The sequence below is a fragment of the Pelagibius sp. genome (assembly GCF_028281305.1).
Taxonomy (GTDB): Bacteria; Pseudomonadota; Alphaproteobacteria; order Kiloniellales; family Kiloniellaceae; genus Pelagibius.
The window spans coordinates 15,747-35,688 of sequence record NZ_JANQKD010000085.1 but is presented as its reverse complement, the minus strand read 5'-3'; the positions used below and the strand labels follow the sequence as shown (position 1 = coordinate 35,688).

Here is a 19,942-nt window from a genome sequence, read left to right as displayed (position 1 = left end):
GGGCGGCGCTGCCGGTGAGCACGCCGACCAGCAGGCCGGCGCCGGCGTTGCGGCCCATCTCCATGTCGTGGCGGCTGTCGCCGACCACGGCGACGGCCTCGGGCGCAAGGTCCATCGCCTGACAGAAACCCTGGACCATGCCGGGGCCGGGCTTGGCGCCGTGGCCGGAATCGTAGCCGGCGACAAAAGGGAAATGGTCCAGCACGCCGAAGGGGCCCAGGCTGTTGTAGGCCCCCTCCTCGCTGTCGTTGGTGGCAACGCCGAGCACGAGACCCCGCGCCGCAAGGGCGGCCAGCGTCTCTGCGAGACCGGCGACGGCCACCGCCGTGGCGGCGCTGCCGGCCTCGAAAAGCGCGGAGAGGCGGTCGGTCAGTTCCGCCGCGTCGGCCTCCAGGATCTCCGCCCAGCAGGCGCCGAGGTCGTCATTGCTGCCGCTGATGAGGACGGAGTCCGGGACGATGCAGTCCTTGGCCGCGTCGTAGCCGCCGGCGGCCAGAAGGCGCTCCGCCAGCACCGCATCGGCGCCCGCCGCCGCCAGCGCCGCCTCCCGGTTCAGCGGCATCCAGGTGGCGTGATAGTCCAGCAGCGTGCCGTCCTTGTCGAAGAGGATGCCGCGGATATCGCCAGACGTCCCGCTCACGACGCTGCCGCAGCCTCCGTATCGTTCTGGTTCTCGTCCGCTTTATCCGCCGCCCGGCTCTGGCGCAGGATGCCGGCGTAGATCTCCTCATCGCCGCAGACACCCACCAAGCGGCCGTCCTCCATCAGCGCAACGGGATGGCCGGTGGCCTGGCGCAGCTCGATGGCCACGCGCATCGACATGTCGGTGGGCGCGGTGATCAGGGCGACGTCGGGAAGGTCGGTCATGTCCATGCCGTCATCATAGGCCATCAGGCGGCCGAGGTAACCGTCCAGGGTGACCGACTGCGGCGCGCCGCGGTCGTCCAGCTTCACCCGGAAGCGTCCCCGGCTGTCCAGCAGCACGGTATCGTCTTCGCGTTTCAGCTTTTCGACAGGGGTCATGAGGGAACCGCCGCGCAGCACGTTCAGCGGGTTCATATGGGCGACGAACTCCGCCACGTAATCGCTCGCGGGCTTGAGGACGATGGACTCCGGCTCGCCGTACTGGACGATGCGGCCGGACTCCATGATGGCGATGTGGCTGCCCAGCTTCAGCGCCTCGTCGAGGTCGTGGCTGACGAAGACGATGGTCTTCTTCAGGCGCCGCTGCAGTTCCAGCAGTTCGTCCTGCAGGTGGTCGCGGATCAGCGGGTCGAGGGCGGAAAAGGGCTCGTCCATCAACAGGATGTCGGCGTCGGTGGCAAAAGCGCGGGCGAGGCCGACGCGCTGCTGCATGCCGCCGGAGAGTTCATGCGCGAACTTGTCCTGCCACTGGGAGAGGCCGACCAGGTCGAGTTTCTCCGCGACGATGGCGTCGCGCTCCCCCAGCCCCATGCCGCGCAGTTCCAGGCCGAAGCCGACGTTCTCCTTCACCGTGCGCCAGGGCAGCAGGGCGAACTGCTGGAACACCATAGCGATCCGGTTCATGCGCAGGCGGCGCAGGGTGCCGGCATCGCAGGAGGCGACATCGACCATCTCAGCGCCATTTGGACCGCTCTCGTCGCGCACCATCACGGCGCCCCGGGTCACCTTGTTGAGGCCGTTGACGGCGCGCAACAGGGTCGACTTTCCGGAGCCGGAAAGCCCCATGAGCACGCAGATCTCCCCCTCCTCGATGGCGAGCGAGGCACCGGCGACCCCCAGCACGTTGCCGGTGCGCTGCAGAATTTCGTCGCGCCCGGCGCCGCTGTCCAGCAGGGCCAGGGACTTCTCCGGCTCCTTGCCGAAGATGATGTCGACGTCGCGGAAGTCGACGACGGTGTTCGGTTGGGCGCTCATGGCTCAGCGCTCCTGCGCGGCGGCGCCGCGCTGCTTGCAGAGCCGGTCGAGGACGATGGCGACGATGACGATGGCAAGCCCCGCCTCGAAGCCGCGCGCCACGTCCACCGTGTTCAGCGCGCGCACCACCGGCTTGCCGAGGCCGTCGGCGCCCACCAGGGCGGCGATCACCACCATCGAAAGCGAGAGCATGATGCACTGGGTGAGACCGGCCATGATGGTCGGCATGGCATGGGGCAGTTCGACCTTCCAGAGGAGCTGACTCTTGGTCGCACCGAAAGACTCGCCGGCTTCTACCAGGTTGGTGGGAACGGAGGAAACGCCGAGGTAGGTCAGGCGGATCGGCGCGGGAATGGCGAAGATGACGGTGGAGATGAGCCCCGGCACCACGCCGAGACCGAAGAGGATCAGGGTCGGAATGAGGTAGGCAAAGGTGGGAATGGTCTGCATGAGGTCGAGCACCGGCCGGATCGCCGTATAGAGCCAGGGCCGGTGCGCGGCGGCGATGCCGACGGGCACGCCGATCACCATGCAGAAGAGGGTCGCGTAGATGACGAGGGAGAGCGTTTCGATGGTCTCTTCCCAATAGCCGAGGTTGATGATCAGCAGCAGTGAGAGCGCGACACCGACGGCCAGCCAGATCGAGCGCTGCAGCCAATAGGCCACAGCGGCGATCAGCAGCACCAGCAGCAGCGGCGGCGCGAACTGCAGAACGTCGATGAGCCCGTTGATCAGAAACCCCAGCACGTCGGAAATGCCATCGAAGAACCAGGCGGCGTTCTCGGTCAGAAACTCCACAAAGCCTTCGATCCACTTGCCGAGCGGGATCTTGTTGTCCTCCAGCCATTCCATGCCGAGGTCTCCCCCCTTGTTTGTCAGGCCTGCAAAAAGCAGAACGGCCAGGCACGCTGGCCTGACCGTTCCAAGCTTACATCCAATAAGATCAGCTTTTACAGGCCCAGATTATAGGCCCGGATTACGGGTCCGCATCACAGGCCCAGGTGCGCCTTCACGGCTGCCAGACCGTCACTGCCGTCGAGGGTCTTCACACCCGCCAGCCAGCCGTCCAGCGTCGCGGGGTTGGCCTTCAGCCAGGCCGCCGCAGCCTCTTTCTTGTCTTCGCCGTCGAGGATGGCCTCCATGATGGCGCCTTCCATCGGCAGCGTGAACTTCAGGTTGGTCAGCAGCTGGCCGACGTTGGGGCAGTCGCTGGTGTAACCCTTGCGCACGTTGGTGTAGACCGTCGCGCCGCCGAAGTCGGGGCCGAAGATGTCGTCACCGCCGGAAAGATAGGTCAGCTCGAAGTTGTTGTTCATGGGGTGCGGCGCCCAGCCCAGGAAGACGATGTGCTCCTCGCGCTTCACCGCGCGGGCAACCTGGGTCAGCATGCCCTGCTCCGAGGACTCCACCAGCTCGAAGTCCTCCAGACCGAAGGTGTTCTGGTCGATCATGTCGAGGATCAGGCGGTTGCCGTCGTTGCCCGGCTCGATGCCGTAGGTCTTGCCGTCCAGTTCCTTTTCGAACTTGGCGATGTCGGCAAAGTCCTTGATGCCAGCCGCTGCCGTGTAGCTGGGGACGGCCAGGGTATACTTGGCGCCCTCCAGGTTCGCGCCCAGCACCTCCACCGAGCCTTCGTCGCGGTACTTGGCGAGATCGCCTTCCATGGTCGGCATCCAGTTGCCGAGGAAGATATCGATGTCGCCGTTCTTCAGGCTGGCGTAGGTCACCGGTACGGCCAGAAGCTCGTCGCTGGGCTCATAGCCCAGGCCGTCGAGAACCACCGAGGTGGCCGCCGTGGTCGCCGTAATATCGGTCCAGCCGACGTCGGCGAAGCGCACCTCCTTGCAGGCCGCAGGGTCTGCCGCCCAGGCAGCGCCCGCTGCCGAGGAAACCACCAGGGCCGCCGCCGCGGCCAGGCCGAACTGGAAACTCCTTTGCATGGACTTCAAGCCTCCTCTTCCCTTTTTGTCCGATCTTCGTGCGATCGCTTGTTTCTGGTTCTGTTTCTGGTCCTATATATGGGCCGGCGCCTGCAACCCGCATGGACGCGCCTTCACGCTCCCCGGGGAACCGCCGACCTTTCGCTGATGAGGCGCTCAGCCTAGGTTTTTTTGATTGAACGTTCAATCAAAATAAAATACGTCTTGAGGATAGCGCTTAAGCGTGCCGCCGGCGCGTGTGCAGTGACGGGTTTCAGGGGAAGGCGAACGCCGACGATGCCCAAGGTTGGAATGGAGGATCTGCGGCGCCGGCAACTGATCGCGGCGACCATCACCTCGATTCACGAGCAGGGTTTCGCCAACGCCACCATTTCGCGGATCAGCCGCAACGCCGGCCTGTCCGGCGGCATCGTCGCCCACTACTTCGACGACAAGGCGGGCCTGCTGGCCGCCACCATGCGCTCCCTCGCCCAGGATCTGCTGGCCGAGACCGTGCGCCGCCTGAAGGCCGCCGCGACTCCGGCGGAGCGCATCGATGCGGTGATCCAGGCCAACTTCTCAGCCGACCAGAACGACCCGGAAACAGTCTCCGCCTGGCTCGCCTTCTGGGCCGAGGCGCGAACCTTTCCGGCGCTCTGGCGCATTCAGAAGATCAACGAGCGGCGCCTGCTCAGCAACCTGCGCCACGCCTTCAAGCAGGTGCTCCCGGACGCAGACGCGGAGATGGCGGCAACCGGCCTGGCGGCGATGATCGAAGGTCTCTGGCTGCGCTGCGCGCTCTCCGACGGCCTGCTGACCATCGATGAGGCCCGGGCCATCGCCCGCGATTACGTGACGCGCTGCCTTGCCAAGGCCAGCGCTTAAGAGGACCGGCTGAGAGGACCCCTGAGAGGACCGATGCGTAACCTTCCCGAACAGCAGCTCTACATCGGCGGCGGCTATCGCGACGCCCGCAGCGGCCAGAGCTTCGAGACCCTGAACCCGGCGACCGGCGAGGTCATCTGCAGCGTGCAGCAGGCCGGTGCCGAGGATGTGGAAGCCGCCGTCGCCGCGGCGCAGGAAGGTTTCGCCGTCTGGTCGGCCATGAGCGGGGCGGAGCGCGGGCGCATCCTGGGGGAGGCCGCTCGCATTCTGCGCGCGCGCAACCGCGAACTGGCCGAGCTGGAGGTGCTGGACACCGGCAAGCCGATCCAGGAGGCGGAGGTCGTGGACATCATCTCCGGCGCCGACTGCATCGAGTTCTTCGCGGGCGTTGCCGGCAGCCTGCACGGCGAGCATCACGACTTCGGCGGCGACTTCGCCTACACCCGGCGTGAACCGCTGGGCGTCTGTGCCGGCATCGGCGCCTGGAATTATCCCATGCAGATCGCCTGCTGGAAGTCGGCACCGGCGCTGGCCTGCGGCAATGCCATGATCTTCAAGCCGGCGGAACTGACGCCGCTGACCGCCCTGAAGCTGGCGGAGATCTATACCGAAGCCGGGCTGCCCGACGGCGTCTTCAACGTGGTGCAGGGCTTTGCCGAGACCGGCCGCCTGCTGGTCCGCCATCCCGGCATCGCCAAGGTCTCCCTCACCGGCGAGGTGGGCACCGGCCGCAAGGTGATGGCCGATGCGGCAGAGACCCTGAAGGCCGTGACCCTGGAGCTGGGCGGCAAGTCGCCGCTCATCGTCTTTGACGATGCAGACCTTGAGAACGCGGTGCACGGTGCGCTGCTGGCCAACTTCTATACGCAGGGCGAAGTCTGCTCCAACGGCACGCGGGTCTTCGTGCAGGAGGATGTGCACGACGCCCTCCTGGAAAAGCTGGTGGCCAAGACCGCAGGCCTGAAGATCGGCAATCCGCTGGACCCGGCAACCCAGGTCGGCGCGCTGATCTCCCGGGAACACACCGAGAAGGTGTTGGGCTACATCGACCAGGGCCGCTCCGAGGGCGCCCGGGTCGCGGTCGGCGGCGGGCGCCCGGATGACCCTGCGCTCGCCGCCGGCAATTTCGTCGAGCCGACCATCTTCGCCGGCTGCGCCGACGAGATGACCATCGTGCGCGAGGAAATCTTCGGCCCCGTCATGACGGTGCTGCCCTTCCGCGACGAGGACGAGGTCGTCGCCCGCGCCAACGACACCGAGTTCGGCCTCTCCGCCGGCGTCTTCACCCGCGACCTCGCCCGCGCGCACCGGGTGATCGCCAGGCTGCAGGCCGGCACCTGCTGGATCAACACCTACAACATCACCCCCATCGCCATGCCCTTCGGCGGCATGAAGCAGTCCGGCCTGGGGCGCGAAAACGGCCTGGCCGCCATCGAGCACTACAGCCAGTTGAAAAGCGTCTACGTCGCCGTCAACGGCGTCGACTCGCCTTACTAGAGTGACCGCCATGCTTCGAGACGGCCACTGCGCGGCCTCCTCAGCATGAGGTTTGAAACAGACCTCACCCTGAGGAGCCTTGCGCAGCAAGGCGTCTCGAAGGGTGGGCTCCGCATCGAGAAGCATGAGATGACCGAGTAACCAGCTTATGCCCGCGTCCAACAGTTTCGACTACATCATTGTCGGCGCCGGTTCGGCCGGCTGCGTATTGGCCAGCCGCCTGACCGAGGACCCGGAGGTTTCCGTGCTGGTGCTGGAGGCCGGCGGGCGCGACTCCTCGATCTTCATCCATATGCCGGCGGCGCTGGCCAAGCCGCTGGCCAACGACAAATACAACTGGTTCTACCATTCGGAGCCGGAACCCCATCTGGACGGCCGCCGGCTTTACTGCCCGCGCGGGCGCGTGCTCGGCGGCTCCTCCTCCATCAACGGCATGGCCTATGTGCGCGGCCACGCGCGCGACTACGACCGCTGGGCCCAGGGCGGGCTCGCCGGCTGGTCCTACGCCGACATCCTGCCCTACTTCCGCAAGGCCGAGACCTACGAGCGCGGCGCCGACCCCTACCGCGGCGGCGAAGGGCCTTTGCACGTCTCGGCCGGCGCCTGCAAAAACCCGCTGTTCCAGGCCTGGATCGAGGCCGGGCGGCAGGCGGGCTATCCGGTCACTGCCGACATGAACGGGCGCCAGCAAGAAGGCTTCGCCCACATGGACATGACGGTCCATGACGGGCGGCGCTGGAGCGCGGCGGTCGCCTATCTGAAGCCGGCTATGACGCGCCCCAATCTCACGGTCTGGACCCGCGCGCTCACCACCCACGTGCTCTTCGACGGCTACCGCGCCGTCGGTGTCGAACTGGCCAAGGGCAACACCAAAGCCGAGGTGCGGGCGGAGCGCGAGGTGATCCTCTGCGGCGGCGCCGTCAACTCGCCGCAGACCCTGCTGCTTTCCGGCGTCGGCCCGGCGGACGACCTCACCGGGCACGGCATCCATGTGGTGCAGGACCTGCCGGGGGTCGGCAAGAACCTGCAGGACCACCTGGAGGTCTACGTGCAGCACGCCTGCACCCAGCCCATCACCCTCTACTCGGCGCTGAAGCCCTGGAACCAGGCGAAGATCGGTTTCGACTGGCTGTTCTTCAAAAAGGGCCTCGGCGCCTCCAGCCACTTCGAGGCCGGCGGCTTCATCCGCAGCCGGGCGGGCATCGAGCACCCGGACCTGCAGTACCACTTCCTGCCCATCGCCATGAATTACGACGGCAGCAACCCGGCGGGGAGCCACGGCTTCCAGGCTCATGTCGGGCCCATGCGCTCCCAGAGCCGCGGGGAAATCACCCTCGCCTCCGCCGACCCCAAGGCGCCGCCGCGCATTATCTTCAATTACATGAGCCAGGAGGCCGACCGGCAGGAGTTCCGCGCCGCCGTCCGCCTGACGCGGGAGGTCTTCGCGCAAAAGGCCTTCGACCCCTTCCGCGGCGCCGAACTGGCCCCGGGCCCCGAGGTGCAGTCAGACCAGGAGATCGACGCCTTCGTGCGCCGGCACGTGGAAAGCGCCTACCACCCGTCCTGCACCTGCAAGATGGGAACCGACCCCATGGCGGTGGTCGACGGCGAAGCAAAGGTGCATGGGCTGGAGGGCCTGCGCGTGGTCGATGCCTCCATCATGCCCGACATCGTCAGCGGCAACCTTAACGCCCCGACCATCATGCTGGCCGAAAAGCTCGCCGACACGATCCGCGGCAAGGCGCCCCTCCCCGCCTCCGACGCCCCCGTCTGGATCGCCGACAACTGGGCCACGGCGCAGCGGTAGACCCCCTCACCCTCCCGCTCACGCGGGTCCCTCCCTCTCCCCCATGGGGAGAGGGTTGCGCAGGCTTGGCGAGACGGAAGGCGAGCGTAGCCGCAGCTGGGTGAGAGAGGCTTCCAAGCCGATGCTTACCGCCTCGCCAGAAAACGTCGCAGCGGCCGGTCGTCCCAGATCTGCACTTCGATGAATCTGTCGCGAACCTTTGGGATAGCGTGGTCTCCCTGGGGCGCAGGCATCCCGAACTGCGCGATCACATCCTCGATCTCACGCAGCGTGAAGACCTGGCCGTGATAGGATTTGCGCTCCGACAGATGCGCCTCCTCTATCGCCAGAGACAGGCTCGCCATGCTGTCGGGATAGGTGAAAGTGAGTATCTCCGGCGGCAGTACTGCGAGCGGGATCATCAGCGACTCGGGCCGGGAAGGGTCCAGCCCATCGGCGAAGTCTCCCAGAAAGAAGTAGATCGGATGCTTGAGATGCGGCCGGCCGAGCTTCCGCGTGCGCTCTCGCAGGAGCCAGTCCTCGGTCCCGAGCCGCCGTTCGAGATAGTCGGCCTTTATGCGCAAACGTCCGGATGCCCGGATCGCGGCCAGGATCGCCTCAGCCTGGTCCGCGGGCAGGTCACAGAGGTTCTGCAGCGCGCCCCGCGCTGGATCGTAGTTGTGTGTGATGACATCTGGCAGGCTTCGCATCTTTGACTGGAGAAACTTACTCCGCCGCGATGCTCAACTCCAGCAGGGCTGCCAGTTCGGGGAGTTCGAAGTCGGCGGTGAGGTCGGGGTCGTCGGCCAGGGCCACCAGTTCCTGCGCCACGTCCAGCCGTCCCCCTTCGGCCAGCCGCACCGCGGCGACGTTGACGAACAGCCACTCGAAGTCGGCCTGCTTCAGGCGCTTGGACAGCAGGAGTATCTCTTTCGGGGTCAGATCCCACGGCAAGCGCTTCGCGATCATGGCGGTGCGGCCGTAACGCTCGTAGAAGCTGTCCCCTGCGACGAGGACGATCATGTCGTCGATGGCGCGCAACAAGGCCTCCCGGGCACCGGCCCGTGCTGCAGCCGCGGCCAGCCGGTCGAGCGTGTCAAAGCGGGCTTCCGGTTCCTGCAGCCAGTCGATGAGGCTCCGCGCCCGGTCGAACTGCCGCAGGTTCAGCTGGGTGTCGACCAGCATGCCATAAACGCTCTCCGCACCCGCGATGGCGTCCATCTCAAGAGCCATCTGCGCTTCCTCGGCCAGCGCCAGCGCGCGGGCGCGCTCGCCCTCGACGATGCTGAGGGTCATGGCGAGTCCGAGCTGCCCGGTCACCCGGTGGAGGATGGACGGATCTTCCGCGACGATGCGCTCCGCCAGGTCGAAGGCGTTCTGACGGGCCGCGGTCCGCGCGAGCGCCTGGCGCGCGTCGGAGCGACGGTCCGGCGCCTCGATGCGCGCGATCACCTGGAAAGCCTCGTCGGCAAAGCCGGCCTCGACCATGAACTCGGCCTGCCGGGTCAACGCCAGAGTGCGCTGCTCGCTATTGGCGGTGTTTGCAGCCGCCGCGACGTTGTTCTTCAGCATAGAGAGCGCCGCGTCAGTCTGACCGCTTTGCGCCAGGGTCGGGGCGATCCGCCCGGCGGACTCAAGCCGGCGCTGCACATCCCGGATCTCCGCAGCCACGGCCAGGGCCTCTGTGGCGCGGCCCGCCGCCTCCAGCGCCCGCGCGATGCTTTGCCTGAGATCGTCTGTGTCTTCGCTGCCGGCGGCCTCCGCTTGCGCCAATCCCTCAAGGGCGCGCGCAAAAAGCGTCTCGGCGGCATCCGGTTTCTTCAGGTCGTGGGCCTGCTGCCCCAGCAGTGCGAAATCGCGGGCTCGGACCTCAGGGTCGTCAATCGCTTCCAAGGACTGCAACACGTCGGCCAGAGGCTGCGACGCCAACTGCCGGGATGCCAGACCGAAGAGCACGTCGGCGCGCCGGCCCGCGTCACGGACCTCCAGCGCATTGGGGAGGGTCAATTCGAAGCGCCCCTCGGCGGCAAAGCGGACGACCAGCGCGGCCTGGAAGCTGTCCGACAGCGCCGCATCGTCAAGCGCCTTGGCTAAGGTCCAGGCCGGTTCGACATCACCGTCGGCCACGAAGCGCTCGACGATGGCGGTGTAGACCGGCAGGCGCTGCTGCGGATCGCCGATCAGATCAGCGATGGCGCTGGCCTCTGCGTAGTGCCGCTGGTTCGCCTGCAGCACCCCGATCACCGCCAGTTTCACGTCCCGGGTCGGCGCATGATCGATTCCCACCGCAACCTCTTGTGCGAGATCCAGGCTGCCCAGGTTGATCAGCTTGTCGGCCAGGGCGGCTTTCAAATCCGGCTGATCGTACGGCCGCTCGGCCGCGATCCGCTCCAGCAGGTGATCGAACAGGGACGCCGTGCAGTCGGCGGCCACCGGTGCCTGGCGGCAGTGCTCCGGCAAAGCCCCTGCCGATGCCAGGCTGCCGCCGGCAAGGAGGCTGGCGCCAAGGAGGAAGCCCAAAAGAACAGGGCCCAGAGACTTTGCGTTCATTTTCGATCCCCTCGCACGCAAATGCGCCCGCGCCGCCACCGAAGGTTGGTCGCATGGTTGCCCCCGAAGGTTCAGGGGTCGCCGGTTTCCGGACCGCGATGGCACGACGCCTTCAGGCCGCCGCCAGCAGTACCTTGGCATCACAGTTATGCTTCGGACGCGACCGGACGGCTGCTATGCTTCCAACTCTGCCGCATCCTTGTCGTTCGCGCCCCCACAGCCCACGGCGGCGGCGCGGCTTCCACCATAAAGGACTTCTCCATGGCCTATGGCTTCAATCCCCCGGGCATCTGGGGGCCGAACGGGCGGGCCTTCTCGCAGGGCGTGATCGCCGGCGAGGGGGTGACGCTCTACATCACCGGGCAGGTCGCCTGGGACGCCGAAAGCACCGTGATCGGGCCCGGCGACTGCGCCGCCCAGATGCACAAGGCGATCGAGAACACGCAGGTGATCCTGGAGGCCGCCGGCGGCACCCTCGACGACATCGTCTCGATGACCATCTACTTCCTCAACCGCGACGACCTGCCCGCGATCCAGCAGGTGCGCAGTCAATACTTCGAAACGCCGAGCGCGCCGGCCAGCATCCTGATCCAGGTGCCTGGCCTGGTGATCCCGGAGCTGTTGGTGGAGGTCGTCCCCATCGCCCTCATCCCCCACAAACGCTTCAAGCGGCCGGAGGGGTAAGCTCCAGTCCCCGGCACTGCTCGTCATGCTCGGGCTTGACCCGGGCATCCCTGCAGGTGCCCGACCCGAACCCCAAAACGGACTACCGGATCGCCGGCGCTCGCGCTGCGGAGGGATGGACCCTCGGGTCAAGCCCGAGGGTGACAGCTGTGCCAAGGGTCCCCCTCACCCAGCTTCGCCTAGGCGCGGTTCCCTCGCCAAGGCTGCGCAGCCCTCTCCCACCAGGGGAGAGGGGATCTTTTTCAGCGCCGCGCCGTTTGTGTTCCCTCTCCCCTTAGTGGGAGAGGGAGGGGCCCGCGTAAGCGGGAGGGTGAGGGAGGACCTCCCCTCACCCCTCGATCAGTTTCTCCAGGGTCGGCAGGCGGTCGGCTTCTTCGATGGGCTTTTCCCAGCGGATGCGGTGGATGCGCGGGAAGCGCATGGCGACGCCGGACTTGTGGCGCTTGGAGCGGTGGACGGCGTCGAAGGCGACCTCCAGCACCAGCCCCGGCTTCACTGCGCGCACCGGCCCGAAGCGCTCGGTGGTATTGGCGCGGACCCACTTATCGAGGCGCAGCAGTTCCTCGTCGGTGAAACCGGAATAGGCCTTGCCCACCGGCACCAGCTCCGGCTCGCCGTGTTCGCCGCTGCGCCAGGCGCCGAAGGTGTAGTCGGAGTAGAGCGAGGAGCGCTTGCCGTGGCCGCGCTGCGCGTACATCAACACGGTGTCCAGGGTCAGCGCATCGCGCTTCCACTTGAACCAGGGGCCCTTGGGCCGCCCGGCGACATAGGGGCTGTCGCCGCGCTTCAGCATCAACCCTTCGATGGCGCGCTCGCGCGCCGTCTCCCGTAACGCCGCCAAGTCCTCCCAGCGCGCGAAGTCAAGCATGGGGGAGAGGTCGATGCGCGCCGGGCCGGTTTCCGCGTGCCAGGCTTCCAGCCTGACGCGGCGGTCGTCGAAAGCCTGCTCGCGCAGATCGTCGTCGCCGTGGAACAGAATGTCGTAGACCCGCAGGTGGGCGGGATAGCTCTCCAGCATCTTCGCCGTCACCCGCTTGCGGTTGAGGCGCTGCTGCAGGTCGTTGAAGGGGGCGATCTCCCCGTCGCGCATCACCAGAAGCTCGCCGTCCAGGACCGCATCGAAGCGCGCGGTCTCCATGAGATCGGGAAAGGCCTGGGTGATCTCGTCGCCGGAGCGCGAGAACAGCCGCGCCTCGCCGCCGCCGGCGGCAAGCTGCACGCGGATACCGTCCCACTTCCATTCCGCGCGGTAGTGTCCGGCGTCGAGCTTTTCCAGGTCCGCCTCGTCCAGGGGATTGGCCAGCATCAGCGGGCGGAAGGCGCGGCGCAGATCGATCTGCGGCATGGGCGCGCGGCCTTCCAGCCAGGCGAAGACCTCGGTGAAGGGCGGGGTCACGCCGTGCCAGACTTCCTCGATCTCCTCCAGGGAGACATCGCCCAGCTTCGCCAGCGCGGTCTTGGCCAGACGCGCCGAGACACCGACCCGCAGCCCCCCGGTGATGAGCTTCAGGAAGGCCCAGCGGCCGGTGGCATCCAGGGCATCGAGCCAGCCCTCCACCAGCGCCGGCGAGTCGGAGCGGCTGGCGGTCGAAAGCCGCTCCACCACCTCGGCCAGCTCCGGCGGACGGTTGGCGCCCGGGCGCTGCGGCCAGATGAGCGCCACCGTTTCCGCCATGTCGCCGACGTAGTCGTAGGACCAGCCGAAAAGCACAGGGTCGACGCGCTGTTCGACCAGACCGCGGATCATCGCCGGCTTGGCGGTGGCGAAGTCGAGCCGTCCGGTGAGCGCCGCCAGCGCATAGCCGCGGTCCGGGTCCGGCGCGGCGCGGAAGTAGTCGGCCATGAGGGTCAGCTTGGCGTTGCGGCCCGCCGTGTAGGACAGGCGGTCGAGCAGTTCTGCGAAGGCCTTCATGGTGCCGCCTCCCTGGTCTCCTCCTTGCGCTCCTCCTCTGCCGCCCCGCCCTCCTGCTCCTCTTCGCCGCGGCCGATCAGCGCCAGGGCGCGGGCGCGGATGCCCTTGCCGGAGGCATAGTGCACCAATGCTTCCTCGTTGCCGTGGGTGACCCAGACCTCCGGCGCCCCGACATCCTCAAGCGTCTGCACCAGTTCGTACCAGTCGGCGTGGTCGGAAAGGATCAGCGGCAGTTCCGCGCCGCGCTGCTTGGCCCGGGCGCGCACCCGCATCCAGCCCGACGCCATGGCGGTCAGGGGATCCGGCAGGCGCCGCGACCAGCGGTCGTTGAGGGCCGAGGGCGGGGCCAGGACGATCTGCCCGGCCAGGTCGGCTTTGCTCGCACCGGTGGCCGGCTTCAGTTCGCCCAGGTCGACACCCAAGTCACGGTAGAGATCGCAGAGCCCCTGCAGCGCGCCGTGGATGTAGAGCGGGCGGTCGTAGCCCGCCTTTCGCAGCAGGGCTATTACCCGCTGCGCCTTGCCGAGGGAGTAGGCCCCCACCAGCACGGCGCGCTCCGGAAACTGTTGCTGCGCCGTCAGCAGCTTCTCAACCTCTTCCGCGTCGGGCGGATGGCGGAAGACCGGCAGGCCGAAGGTCGCCTCGGTGATGAAGACATCGCAGGGCATCACCTCGAAGGGCGCGCAGGTCGGGTCGGCGCGGCGCTTGTAGTCGCCGGAGACGATGATGCGGCAGCCCTTCCATTCCAGAACCGCCTGGGCGCTGCCCAGCACGTGACCGGCGGGCAGGAAGGAAAGCGTCACGCCGCCGATATCGCGGGTCTCGCCATAGGCCAGCGGCTCCAAGGCCTCGCCCGCCTCGTCGCCGTAGCGCCGTTGCATGATGGCCAAGGTTTCGGGGGTTGCGAGCACGGCGCGGTTGCCGGGCCGCGCGTGGTCGGCATGGCCGTGGGTCACCACGGCACGCTCGACGGGCCGGTGCGGGTCGACGTAGAAACCGCCGGGCACGCAGTAGAGCCCGCGCTCCGTCACCTTCAGCCAGGTCTCCGGTTTCGGCGCGGACATGGCGCAGGCGCCCGTCAGCTCTCGCCGCCGAGCAGGATCGGCGCGAGGAAGCTCCCCAAGGCCTCGTTCGCCTGGGCCCGCACCTCGTCGTTGCGGCCGATCAGATAGCCTTCCTCGTCGGTGCAGAGGCCGAGGATGACCCGGCGGTAGAACACGCTGGACATGGGCAGCCAGAGCCAGCGGTCGCGCACGGTGCCGTCGCTCTCCACCACGAAACGGCAGTCGGCGAGATTTCGGCCGATCTGGCGCTCGCCGGCAAAACGCCCATCCCACTGGTGCACCGCCTCCGGGTAGACGATCGTCTCGACGGGTGTGCCACCCTCCTCCAACTGTTCGGCAACCCGCGCGCAGCGCTCCGGGTCGACGATGGCATCGCGGCCGCCGTAGAGCATCAGCAGCGGCGCGCCGGTGGCGCGGCTGTCCTGGAACTCGGCGATGCAGGGCGCGTAGAAGGCCACGTGAGCGGCAAAGCGCGGCCCCTCCGGCGCGTAGCGCTCGGCCACCTGCGCATAGGCCGCATAGGTCGCCACCATCCCGCCATAGGAAAAGCCGATGAGTGCGATGCGTCCGGCATCGATCTCCGGCCGCGCGGCGAGGTGTTCAAGGCCTGCATAAGCATCGGCCAGGAACATCGCCTCGGTGATTTCCAGCAGGCGGTTGACGAAACCGGTCGCCCGGTCGCGGCGCGCGCCGAAGACATCGATCACCAGGGCGGCAACGCCACGGGCGGCGAACTGGCGCGCGTAGGTCAGCTCCCGCACCGACTGCACGCCCGAAGCGCCGTGCAGGATCACCACCGCCGGCACGGGGTTCTCGGCCGAGGCCTCCGGCGGCAGGTAGAGCTGGCCGAGGCCTTCGGTCTCCGGCGATTCCTCCGGGCCGTTGCCCACATTGGAGAGCGCAAAGGGGCTGCGGCTGGAAAAGCTGATCGCGGTGCCGCCGCTCCGGCCCTCCAGGGCCGCGTCGGGCCAGGGCAAAGCGAGATCCGGCATGGCAGTGGCGCCAGACGGAAGTACCACGGTCGGAAGCGCGGTGGCTGCAAGCAGAAGCATCGCCGCACCGGAAAACCGTGTGACGGCGCGCTTCGCTTTCGCGGCTTTCGCGACTACGGTGGGCGCGCCCATTTTGGAACGGACCTCGAAACCGGAAAATCGCTTGCGCATGACCGACGACTTTGTCCTCCACGAAAGGCTGGCGGCCGACTGTATCACGATCGACGACTGGCCGCTCTGCCGCGTACTGCTGATGAACGACGCCACCTACCCCTGGCTGATCCTGGTGCCGCGCCGCCCGGGCCTGCGCGACTTTCACGACGTCGAGGCGGCGGACATGCCCCGCTTCACGGCGGAGATCTGTGCCGCCTCCCGCGCCCTAGAGGCCGCCGTCAGCCCCGACAAGATGAACGTGGCGGCCTTGGGCAACATGGTGCCGCAGCTTCACCTCCACGTTATCGCCCGCTTTACCGGCGACCCGGCCTGGCCCGGCCCGGCCTGGGGCCAGGTCCCCGCAGCCCCTTACGAGCCGACAGCCCTGGAAGAGCGAGTTAGGATGCTGAAGGACGCTTTCAAGGCGATTCAACCGTGACCAAGACCATTCAGCCAACGCCTGAGTTCCTGAAGTTCGCCGCCAAACTCCATCAAGACATCTTCGAGATTCACAACAGCCCTGAAGAAGCTCTTGAAACGGCGCTGAACGAACTCTCAAAGGCCGAGCAGCTGTCTTTGAGGGATTTTCTGGAGTCTGCAATCCGATCGCAATTGAGCGATGAAAGCCTCTATGCCTGGTGGATCGACTCAAGCGCCGATGTTTTTCTGGAGGACCCGCGCCAAGTCCGTCCCTTCTATCAGCAGATCGTCGACCTGATTCCGCAGCGATAGATCAGCTCTGGTACGGCAGGTTCAGTGCGAAGCCTTCGAAGTTCTGGGTCACAACGGCGTTGAAGGCCGGCGGGTCCGGGTAGGGATAGGGGTCGGTGTCGGTGAGTGCGGTGACGATCTCCTCCAGCACGCGCTCGCTGGTCTTTGTCGGCCGCTGGATCTCGTAGGTCGCCAGGGTCTCGTTCTCGGTGGCGATGATGCCGCCCCAGACCTGGCGCCCTGTCGCGCCGTCGACGACCGAATAGCTCACCCTGACCTGGCGTTTAGCCCACCGGTAAGTGGTCCCCTCGATGTCCTGGCTGCGCTTGCTGACATCGTCGCCGATCACCTGGGCGGAGACCTGGTAGCGCCCCCGCGTGCCGACGAAAACGTCGGGCCGCTTGCTGCGGATCGCCGCCGTCAGCATGGTCTGCAGGGACTGAGGGCTGACCGTCCTGCCGTCCAGCGTCGACCGGACGCCTGTGTCCCCGATGCCGCCGTCGGTCAGCGCGACAGCGGTGAAGTCCGGGGCCAGCAGCAACCCCTCGACACCCGGCGCCGTGAGATGGTCGAGCGTCTCGCAGCCGGCCAGAAAGGCTGCCGTGACCAAGGCAGAGAGCACCTTCAGATTGAATATCCGCACCATCACAGTTGAGAAGCCCATGCCCTCGATCCTGTACTGGTTGGATCAAAAAAATCTTGCGTTACAGTTACTTGAGACAAGAAACCGAATGACAGTAGATCCCCCGTCGAAAGCTGTCCAGGGTTGTCTTTTCGGCCATCGGCGGAATGCCGGCGCGGTGCTGTCACCCGGTCAGGACGTCGAGCCCGATATCCAGACTGGGAGCGCTGTGGGTGAGCCAGCCGGCGGAGATGACGTCCACCCCGCTGGCCGCGACCTGGGCAATTGTCTCCCGCGTGATTCCACCGGAGGCCTCGGTGACGGCCCGGCCGGCGACGATCCGCACGGCCTCGCGCAGTTGCTCCGGCCTCATGTTGTCCAGCAGCACCGCATCGGGGCCGGCGCCGAGCGCCTCTTCGAGCTGATCCAGCCGGTCAACCTCCACCTCGACCTTCACCAGATGGCCGGCCCGCGCCCGGGCGCGGGTCACGGCCTCGACCACACCGCCGGCCAGCGCAATGTGGTTGTCCTTGATGAGGATCGCATCGTCGAGGCCCAGGCGGTGGTTGGCGCCACCGCCGGCGCGCACCGCGTACTTCTCCAGGGCGCGCAGGCCCGGCGTGGTCTTGCGCGTGCAGGTGACATGAACCGGATGGGGCCGCACGGCGGCCACAAGCTCTGCCGTCGCGGTGGCGATGCCCGAAAGGTGGCAGACCAGGTTCAGGGCCACCCGCTCGGCGGAGAGAATGGCCCGGGCCGGCCCCGTCAGCCGCAGCACGCTGTCGCCCGGCGCCAGCGCTTCGCCGTCGGCTTTCAGCGGCTCTGCTGTCACCGCCGGGTCCATGATCTGAAAGGCCAGCGCCGCCGCATCGAGCCCGGCCAGGGTTCCCGCTGCTCGCGCCACCAGGAACGCCTCTGTCGCCTGCTGCGCGGATACGACGGCCTCGGTGGTGAGGTCGCCGCCGCGCCCCAGGTCTTCCAGCAGGGCCGCCCGCACCAGGGGCTCCAGCATCACCCGCGGAAGGGGCTGCGGCTGCCTTGTCATGGCCTGTGCTCCGGGTGCTCTCCCCGCGCTATCCAACAGCCAGCATCCGCTCGACGGCAACCCGCGCGCGGGCTGCGACCGCCGGGTCCAGTTCGACCGCGGGCGAGAGGGTCTCCAGCGCCCGGCGGATCTTGGGCAGCGTGATGCGCTTCATATGCGGGCAGAGGTTGCAGGGCCGCACGAAGTCGATCTCCGGCAGTTCGACGGCGACGTTGTCGCTCATGGAGCACTCGGTCACCATCAGCACCTGGGCCGGGCGTTCGCGGCGCACGTAGTCGATCATGCCGGCGGTTGAGCCGACGAAGTCGGCGGCGTCCAGCACGTCGGGCGGGCATTCCGGATGGGCGATGACGGTGAGGCCGTCATGCCCCTCGCGGAAGCCTTCGATCTCGGCGCCGGTGAAACGCTCATGCACCTCGCAGCGCCCCTGCCAGTCGATGATCTCGACATCGCTGTTGCGCGCGACGTGGGTCGCGAGATAGGTGTCCGGCAGGAAGATCACCCGTGGCGCCTTGAGGGACTCCACAACCTTGATGGCATTGCCCGAGGTGCAGCAGATGTCGCATTCGGCCTTCACCTCGGCGGAGGTATTCACGTAGGTGACCACCGGCACACCGGGATGGGCCTTGCGCAGGTCCCGCACATCCTGTCCGGTGATGGAGGATGCCAGCGAGCAGCCGGCGTCCATATCCGGCATCAGCACCGTCTTCTCCGGGTTCACCAGCTTCGCCGTTTCGGCCATGAAATGCACGCCCGCCAGCACGATCACCTCGGCATCGGTCTCCGCCGCCCGCCGCGCCAACGCAAGGGAGTCGCCGGTGATGTCGGCCACGCCGTGGAAGATCTCCGGCGTCTGGTAGTTGTGGGCCAGCACGATGGCATTGCGCTCCGCCTTCAGGCGGTTGATGGCGTCGATTTCCGGCGCATGCAGCGGCCATTCCAGCGGCGGCACTACGGTCCTGATGCGCTCGAAGATCGCGGCGGTGCGCTCCGCCACCTCCTCGGTGAACGGCAAGCTGCCGCCTTCCTGCGTGCCTGCAATAGCCATGTCCGCCCTCCTTATACTCATTTTGAGCATTATTGTGAGCCGAAGAAAGGGCTGAATGGGGATCCAGCCCTTATGCTCCAACAGAGCATATTGGCGGAGCAGCCGGGGAGTCAAGCGGCGCCGTTGCGCCCCTTCGTCCGCCCCTGGGTCACGGCACGGCGGAAGCGCATAAGCTTTGCGGGCCGGCCGCCGGTTTCGAAGTCCAGCGCGCCGATCTCCTCCACCAGGCCCTGCTGGGTTACGAGGCGGCGGAAGTTCTGCTTGTGCAGCCGGGCACCGGTCAGCGCCTCCGCGGTCCGCTGCAGCCGGAAGAGGGTGAACTCGGCGGGCAGCAGCTCGAACAGGACCGGTCGGTACTTGATCTTGCCGCGCAGGCGGCTGATTGCGGTGGCGAGGATGCGCCGATGGTCGGAGGCCATGGCCCGGCCGGCGAAAGCCGCCAGGTCCTCGGGCGGCGCCTTGCCCTTGTCGTGCCAGGCCTCCGGCACCAGAGCGGCCTCGTAGAGCAGCTCGTAGCGCTCCAGCGCCCTCTCCTCGTCCCAGCCCCCAGAGGAGGTCCCAGAGGAGCCCCCGGACGCCGGCTCGAAGGCGGCGCGGAGACGCTCCTGGCGCCGGCGTTTTTGCTCGGCATCGCCCTGCCGCGCCCAGGCACGCAGAGGGCTGCGCAGGGCTTTCAGAACCGGCGGCGCGCCCGCGCGCCAGTCCTCCCAGGGAAAGGCCGTGTACCAGGGCTGCCAGTCGGCCGGGCCCGCCGCCTCGCCTTCGGTGGCCGGGACAAGCGCCAGATAGGCGATGGAGAGGGTTCTGGGCTGGCCACCTCCGTGATCCCCTGATGGGGCGGGGCGGTCGCCGAAGGTGTAGAGCTGCTCGATATAGCCGAGCCGGCGCCCGGCCTGCTGCTCGACCCAGCTTCTGAGCCCCGCCTGCAACGTGCCGTGGTCGGGGCGCAGGGGCCCGGAGGGAAGCGCGGCGCGGCGCGAATCAGCCGCCGGCACCACCAGGGCCTGCGGTTCGTCATCCCGAACCGAAACAACCACGGCGGTCAGATCGACGTCGACGCCACTGGCCGCCGGCCCGCTTCGGCCCATCGCTGCTGTCCCCCTCTGGTTGCTGGCACTGGTCGCCCGAGAGGGATCACGATGCAGCGGCGGCGGTCAAGCGATTCGACGCGCTCT

At 67.5% G+C, this 19,942-nt stretch carries 19 protein-coding genes; 6 read left to right on the top strand and 13 right to left on the bottom strand.

Annotated elements, in window-relative coordinates; all coding sequences use genetic code 11:
* From Q0982_RS16565 to Q0982_RS16550, 4 genes are all read right to left on the bottom strand, one after another.
* Window positions 1-640, bottom strand: a 640-nt coding sequence (locus Q0982_RS16565) for an HAD family hydrolase (protein WP_299397351.1), incomplete at its 3' end; no start/stop codon positions are given.
* Window positions 637-1,899: a choline ABC transporter ATP-binding protein gene (gene choV / locus Q0982_RS16560; protein WP_299397349.1), complete on the bottom strand. Its 1,263-nt coding sequence runs from the start codon at window positions 1,897-1,899 to the stop codon at window positions 637-639. The genes choV and Q0982_RS16565, both read right to left, overlap by 4 nt.
* 3 nt (window positions 1,900-1,902) lie before the next feature.
* The gene (choW, locus tag Q0982_RS16555) at window positions 1,903-2,751 is read right to left on the bottom strand and encodes a choline ABC transporter permease subunit (protein WP_299397347.1); all 849 of its coding nucleotides are present in this window, start codon (window positions 2,749-2,751) and stop codon (window positions 1,903-1,905) included.
* Between the two features lie 137 nt (window positions 2,752-2,888).
* Entirely contained in the window at window positions 2,889-3,839 is a 951-nt protein-coding gene (locus Q0982_RS16550; RefSeq protein ID WP_299397346.1) for a choline ABC transporter substrate-binding protein, read from the bottom strand.
* Between the two features lie 276 nt (window positions 3,840-4,115).
* Here Q0982_RS16550 and betI point away from each other — a divergent pair, with 276 nt between their 5' ends.
* The 3 genes from betI to betA all read left to right on the top strand — a co-directional run bounded on the left by betI (window position 4,116) and on the right by betA (window position 8,007).
* Window positions 4,116-4,703: a transcriptional regulator BetI gene (gene betI, locus Q0982_RS16545; RefSeq protein ID WP_299397344.1), complete on the top strand. Its 588-nt coding sequence runs from the start codon at window positions 4,116-4,118 to the stop codon at window positions 4,701-4,703.
* Between the two features lie 33 nt (window positions 4,704-4,736).
* Window positions 4,737-6,200, top strand: coding sequence for a betaine-aldehyde dehydrogenase (gene betB, locus Q0982_RS16540; RefSeq protein ID WP_299397343.1), 1,464 nt, complete (start codon window positions 4,737-4,739; stop codon window positions 6,198-6,200).
* Window positions 6,201-6,348: 148 nt separating this feature from the next.
* Window positions 6,349-8,007 (top strand): choline dehydrogenase, encoded by a 1,659-nt coding sequence (gene betA, locus Q0982_RS16535; protein WP_299397341.1) that lies wholly within the window; start codon window positions 6,349-6,351, stop codon window positions 8,005-8,007.
* Between the two features lie 125 nt (window positions 8,008-8,132).
* On the opposite strand, the gene Q0982_RS16530 is transcribed toward betA, so the two are convergent.
* Window positions 8,133-8,696 (bottom strand): hypothetical protein, encoded by a 564-nt coding sequence (locus Q0982_RS16530; RefSeq protein WP_299397340.1) that lies wholly within the window; start codon window positions 8,694-8,696, stop codon window positions 8,133-8,135.
* 16 nt (window positions 8,697-8,712) lie between these two features.
* The gene (locus tag Q0982_RS16525; protein ID WP_299397338.1) at window positions 8,713-10,536 is read right to left on the bottom strand and encodes a hypothetical protein; all 1,824 of its coding nucleotides are present in this window, start codon (window positions 10,534-10,536) and stop codon (window positions 8,713-8,715) included.
* A 261-nt stretch (window positions 10,537-10,797) separates the two neighbouring features.
* Here Q0982_RS16525 and Q0982_RS16520 point away from each other — a divergent pair, with 261 nt between their 5' ends.
* Complete coding sequence (locus Q0982_RS16520) at window positions 10,798-11,220, top strand: RidA family protein (protein ID WP_299397337.1); 423 nt, start codon at window positions 10,798-10,800, stop codon at window positions 11,218-11,220.
* A gap of 328 nt (window positions 11,221-11,548) precedes the next feature.
* Here the strand turns inward: Q0982_RS16520 and Q0982_RS16515 are convergent, their stop codons facing one another.
* Genes Q0982_RS16515 through Q0982_RS16505 form a run of 3 tightly spaced genes read right to left on the bottom strand, consistent with a single transcriptional unit; the run spans window position 11,549 to window position 15,188 of the window.
* Complete coding sequence (locus Q0982_RS16515) at window positions 11,549-13,132, bottom strand: cisplatin damage response ATP-dependent DNA ligase (RefSeq protein ID WP_299397335.1); 1,584 nt, start codon at window positions 13,130-13,132, stop codon at window positions 11,549-11,551.
* Window positions 13,129-14,196, bottom strand: coding sequence for a ligase-associated DNA damage response exonuclease (locus Q0982_RS16510; protein ID WP_299397334.1), 1,068 nt, complete (start codon window positions 14,194-14,196; stop codon window positions 13,129-13,131). The genes Q0982_RS16515 and Q0982_RS16510 overlap by 4 nt, the downstream gene beginning before the upstream one ends.
* 14 nt (window positions 14,197-14,210) lie before the next feature.
* Window positions 14,211-15,188 carry a dienelactone hydrolase family protein gene (locus Q0982_RS16505; RefSeq protein WP_299397332.1) on the bottom strand — a complete coding sequence of 326 codons (978 nt, stop codon included), beginning with the start codon at window positions 15,186-15,188 and terminating at the stop codon, window positions 14,211-14,213.
* Window positions 15,189-15,357: 169 nt separating this feature from the next.
* Here Q0982_RS16505 and Q0982_RS16500 point away from each other — a divergent pair, with 169 nt between their 5' ends.
* Together Q0982_RS16500 and Q0982_RS16495 are read left to right on the top strand one after the other, a co-directional pair.
* Complete coding sequence (locus Q0982_RS16500) at window positions 15,358-15,780, top strand: HIT domain-containing protein (protein WP_299397331.1); 423 nt, start codon at window positions 15,358-15,360, stop codon at window positions 15,778-15,780.
* Window positions 15,777-16,073 carry a hypothetical protein gene (locus tag Q0982_RS16495; protein WP_299397329.1) on the top strand — a complete coding sequence of 99 codons (297 nt, stop codon included), beginning with the start codon at window positions 15,777-15,779 and terminating at the stop codon, window positions 16,071-16,073. The genes Q0982_RS16500 and Q0982_RS16495 overlap by 4 nt, the downstream gene beginning before the upstream one ends.
* A 1-nt stretch (window position 16,074) precedes the next feature.
* Here Q0982_RS16495 and Q0982_RS16490 read toward each other — a convergent pair whose 3' ends face one another.
* The 4 genes from Q0982_RS16490 to Q0982_RS16475 all read right to left on the bottom strand — a co-directional run bounded on the left by Q0982_RS16490 (window position 16,075) and on the right by Q0982_RS16475 (window position 19,855).
* Window positions 16,075-16,716, bottom strand: a complete 642-nt coding sequence (locus Q0982_RS16490; protein ID WP_299397328.1) for a hypothetical protein — start codon at window positions 16,714-16,716, stop codon at window positions 16,075-16,077.
* Between the two features lie 142 nt (window positions 16,717-16,858).
* The gene (gene nadC / locus Q0982_RS16485) at window positions 16,859-17,719 is read right to left on the bottom strand and encodes a carboxylating nicotinate-nucleotide diphosphorylase (RefSeq protein WP_299397326.1); all 861 of its coding nucleotides are present in this window, start codon (window positions 17,717-17,719) and stop codon (window positions 16,859-16,861) included.
* Window positions 17,720-17,747: 28 nt separating this feature from the next.
* Window positions 17,748-18,767, bottom strand: a complete 1,020-nt coding sequence (gene nadA / locus Q0982_RS16480) for a quinolinate synthase NadA (RefSeq protein ID WP_299397325.1) — start codon at window positions 18,765-18,767, stop codon at window positions 17,748-17,750.
* A 110-nt stretch (window positions 18,768-18,877) separates the two neighbouring features.
* Entirely contained in the window at window positions 18,878-19,855 is a 978-nt protein-coding gene (locus Q0982_RS16475) for a hypothetical protein (RefSeq protein WP_299397323.1), read from the bottom strand.
* Window positions 19,856-19,942: the final 87 nt, after the last annotated feature.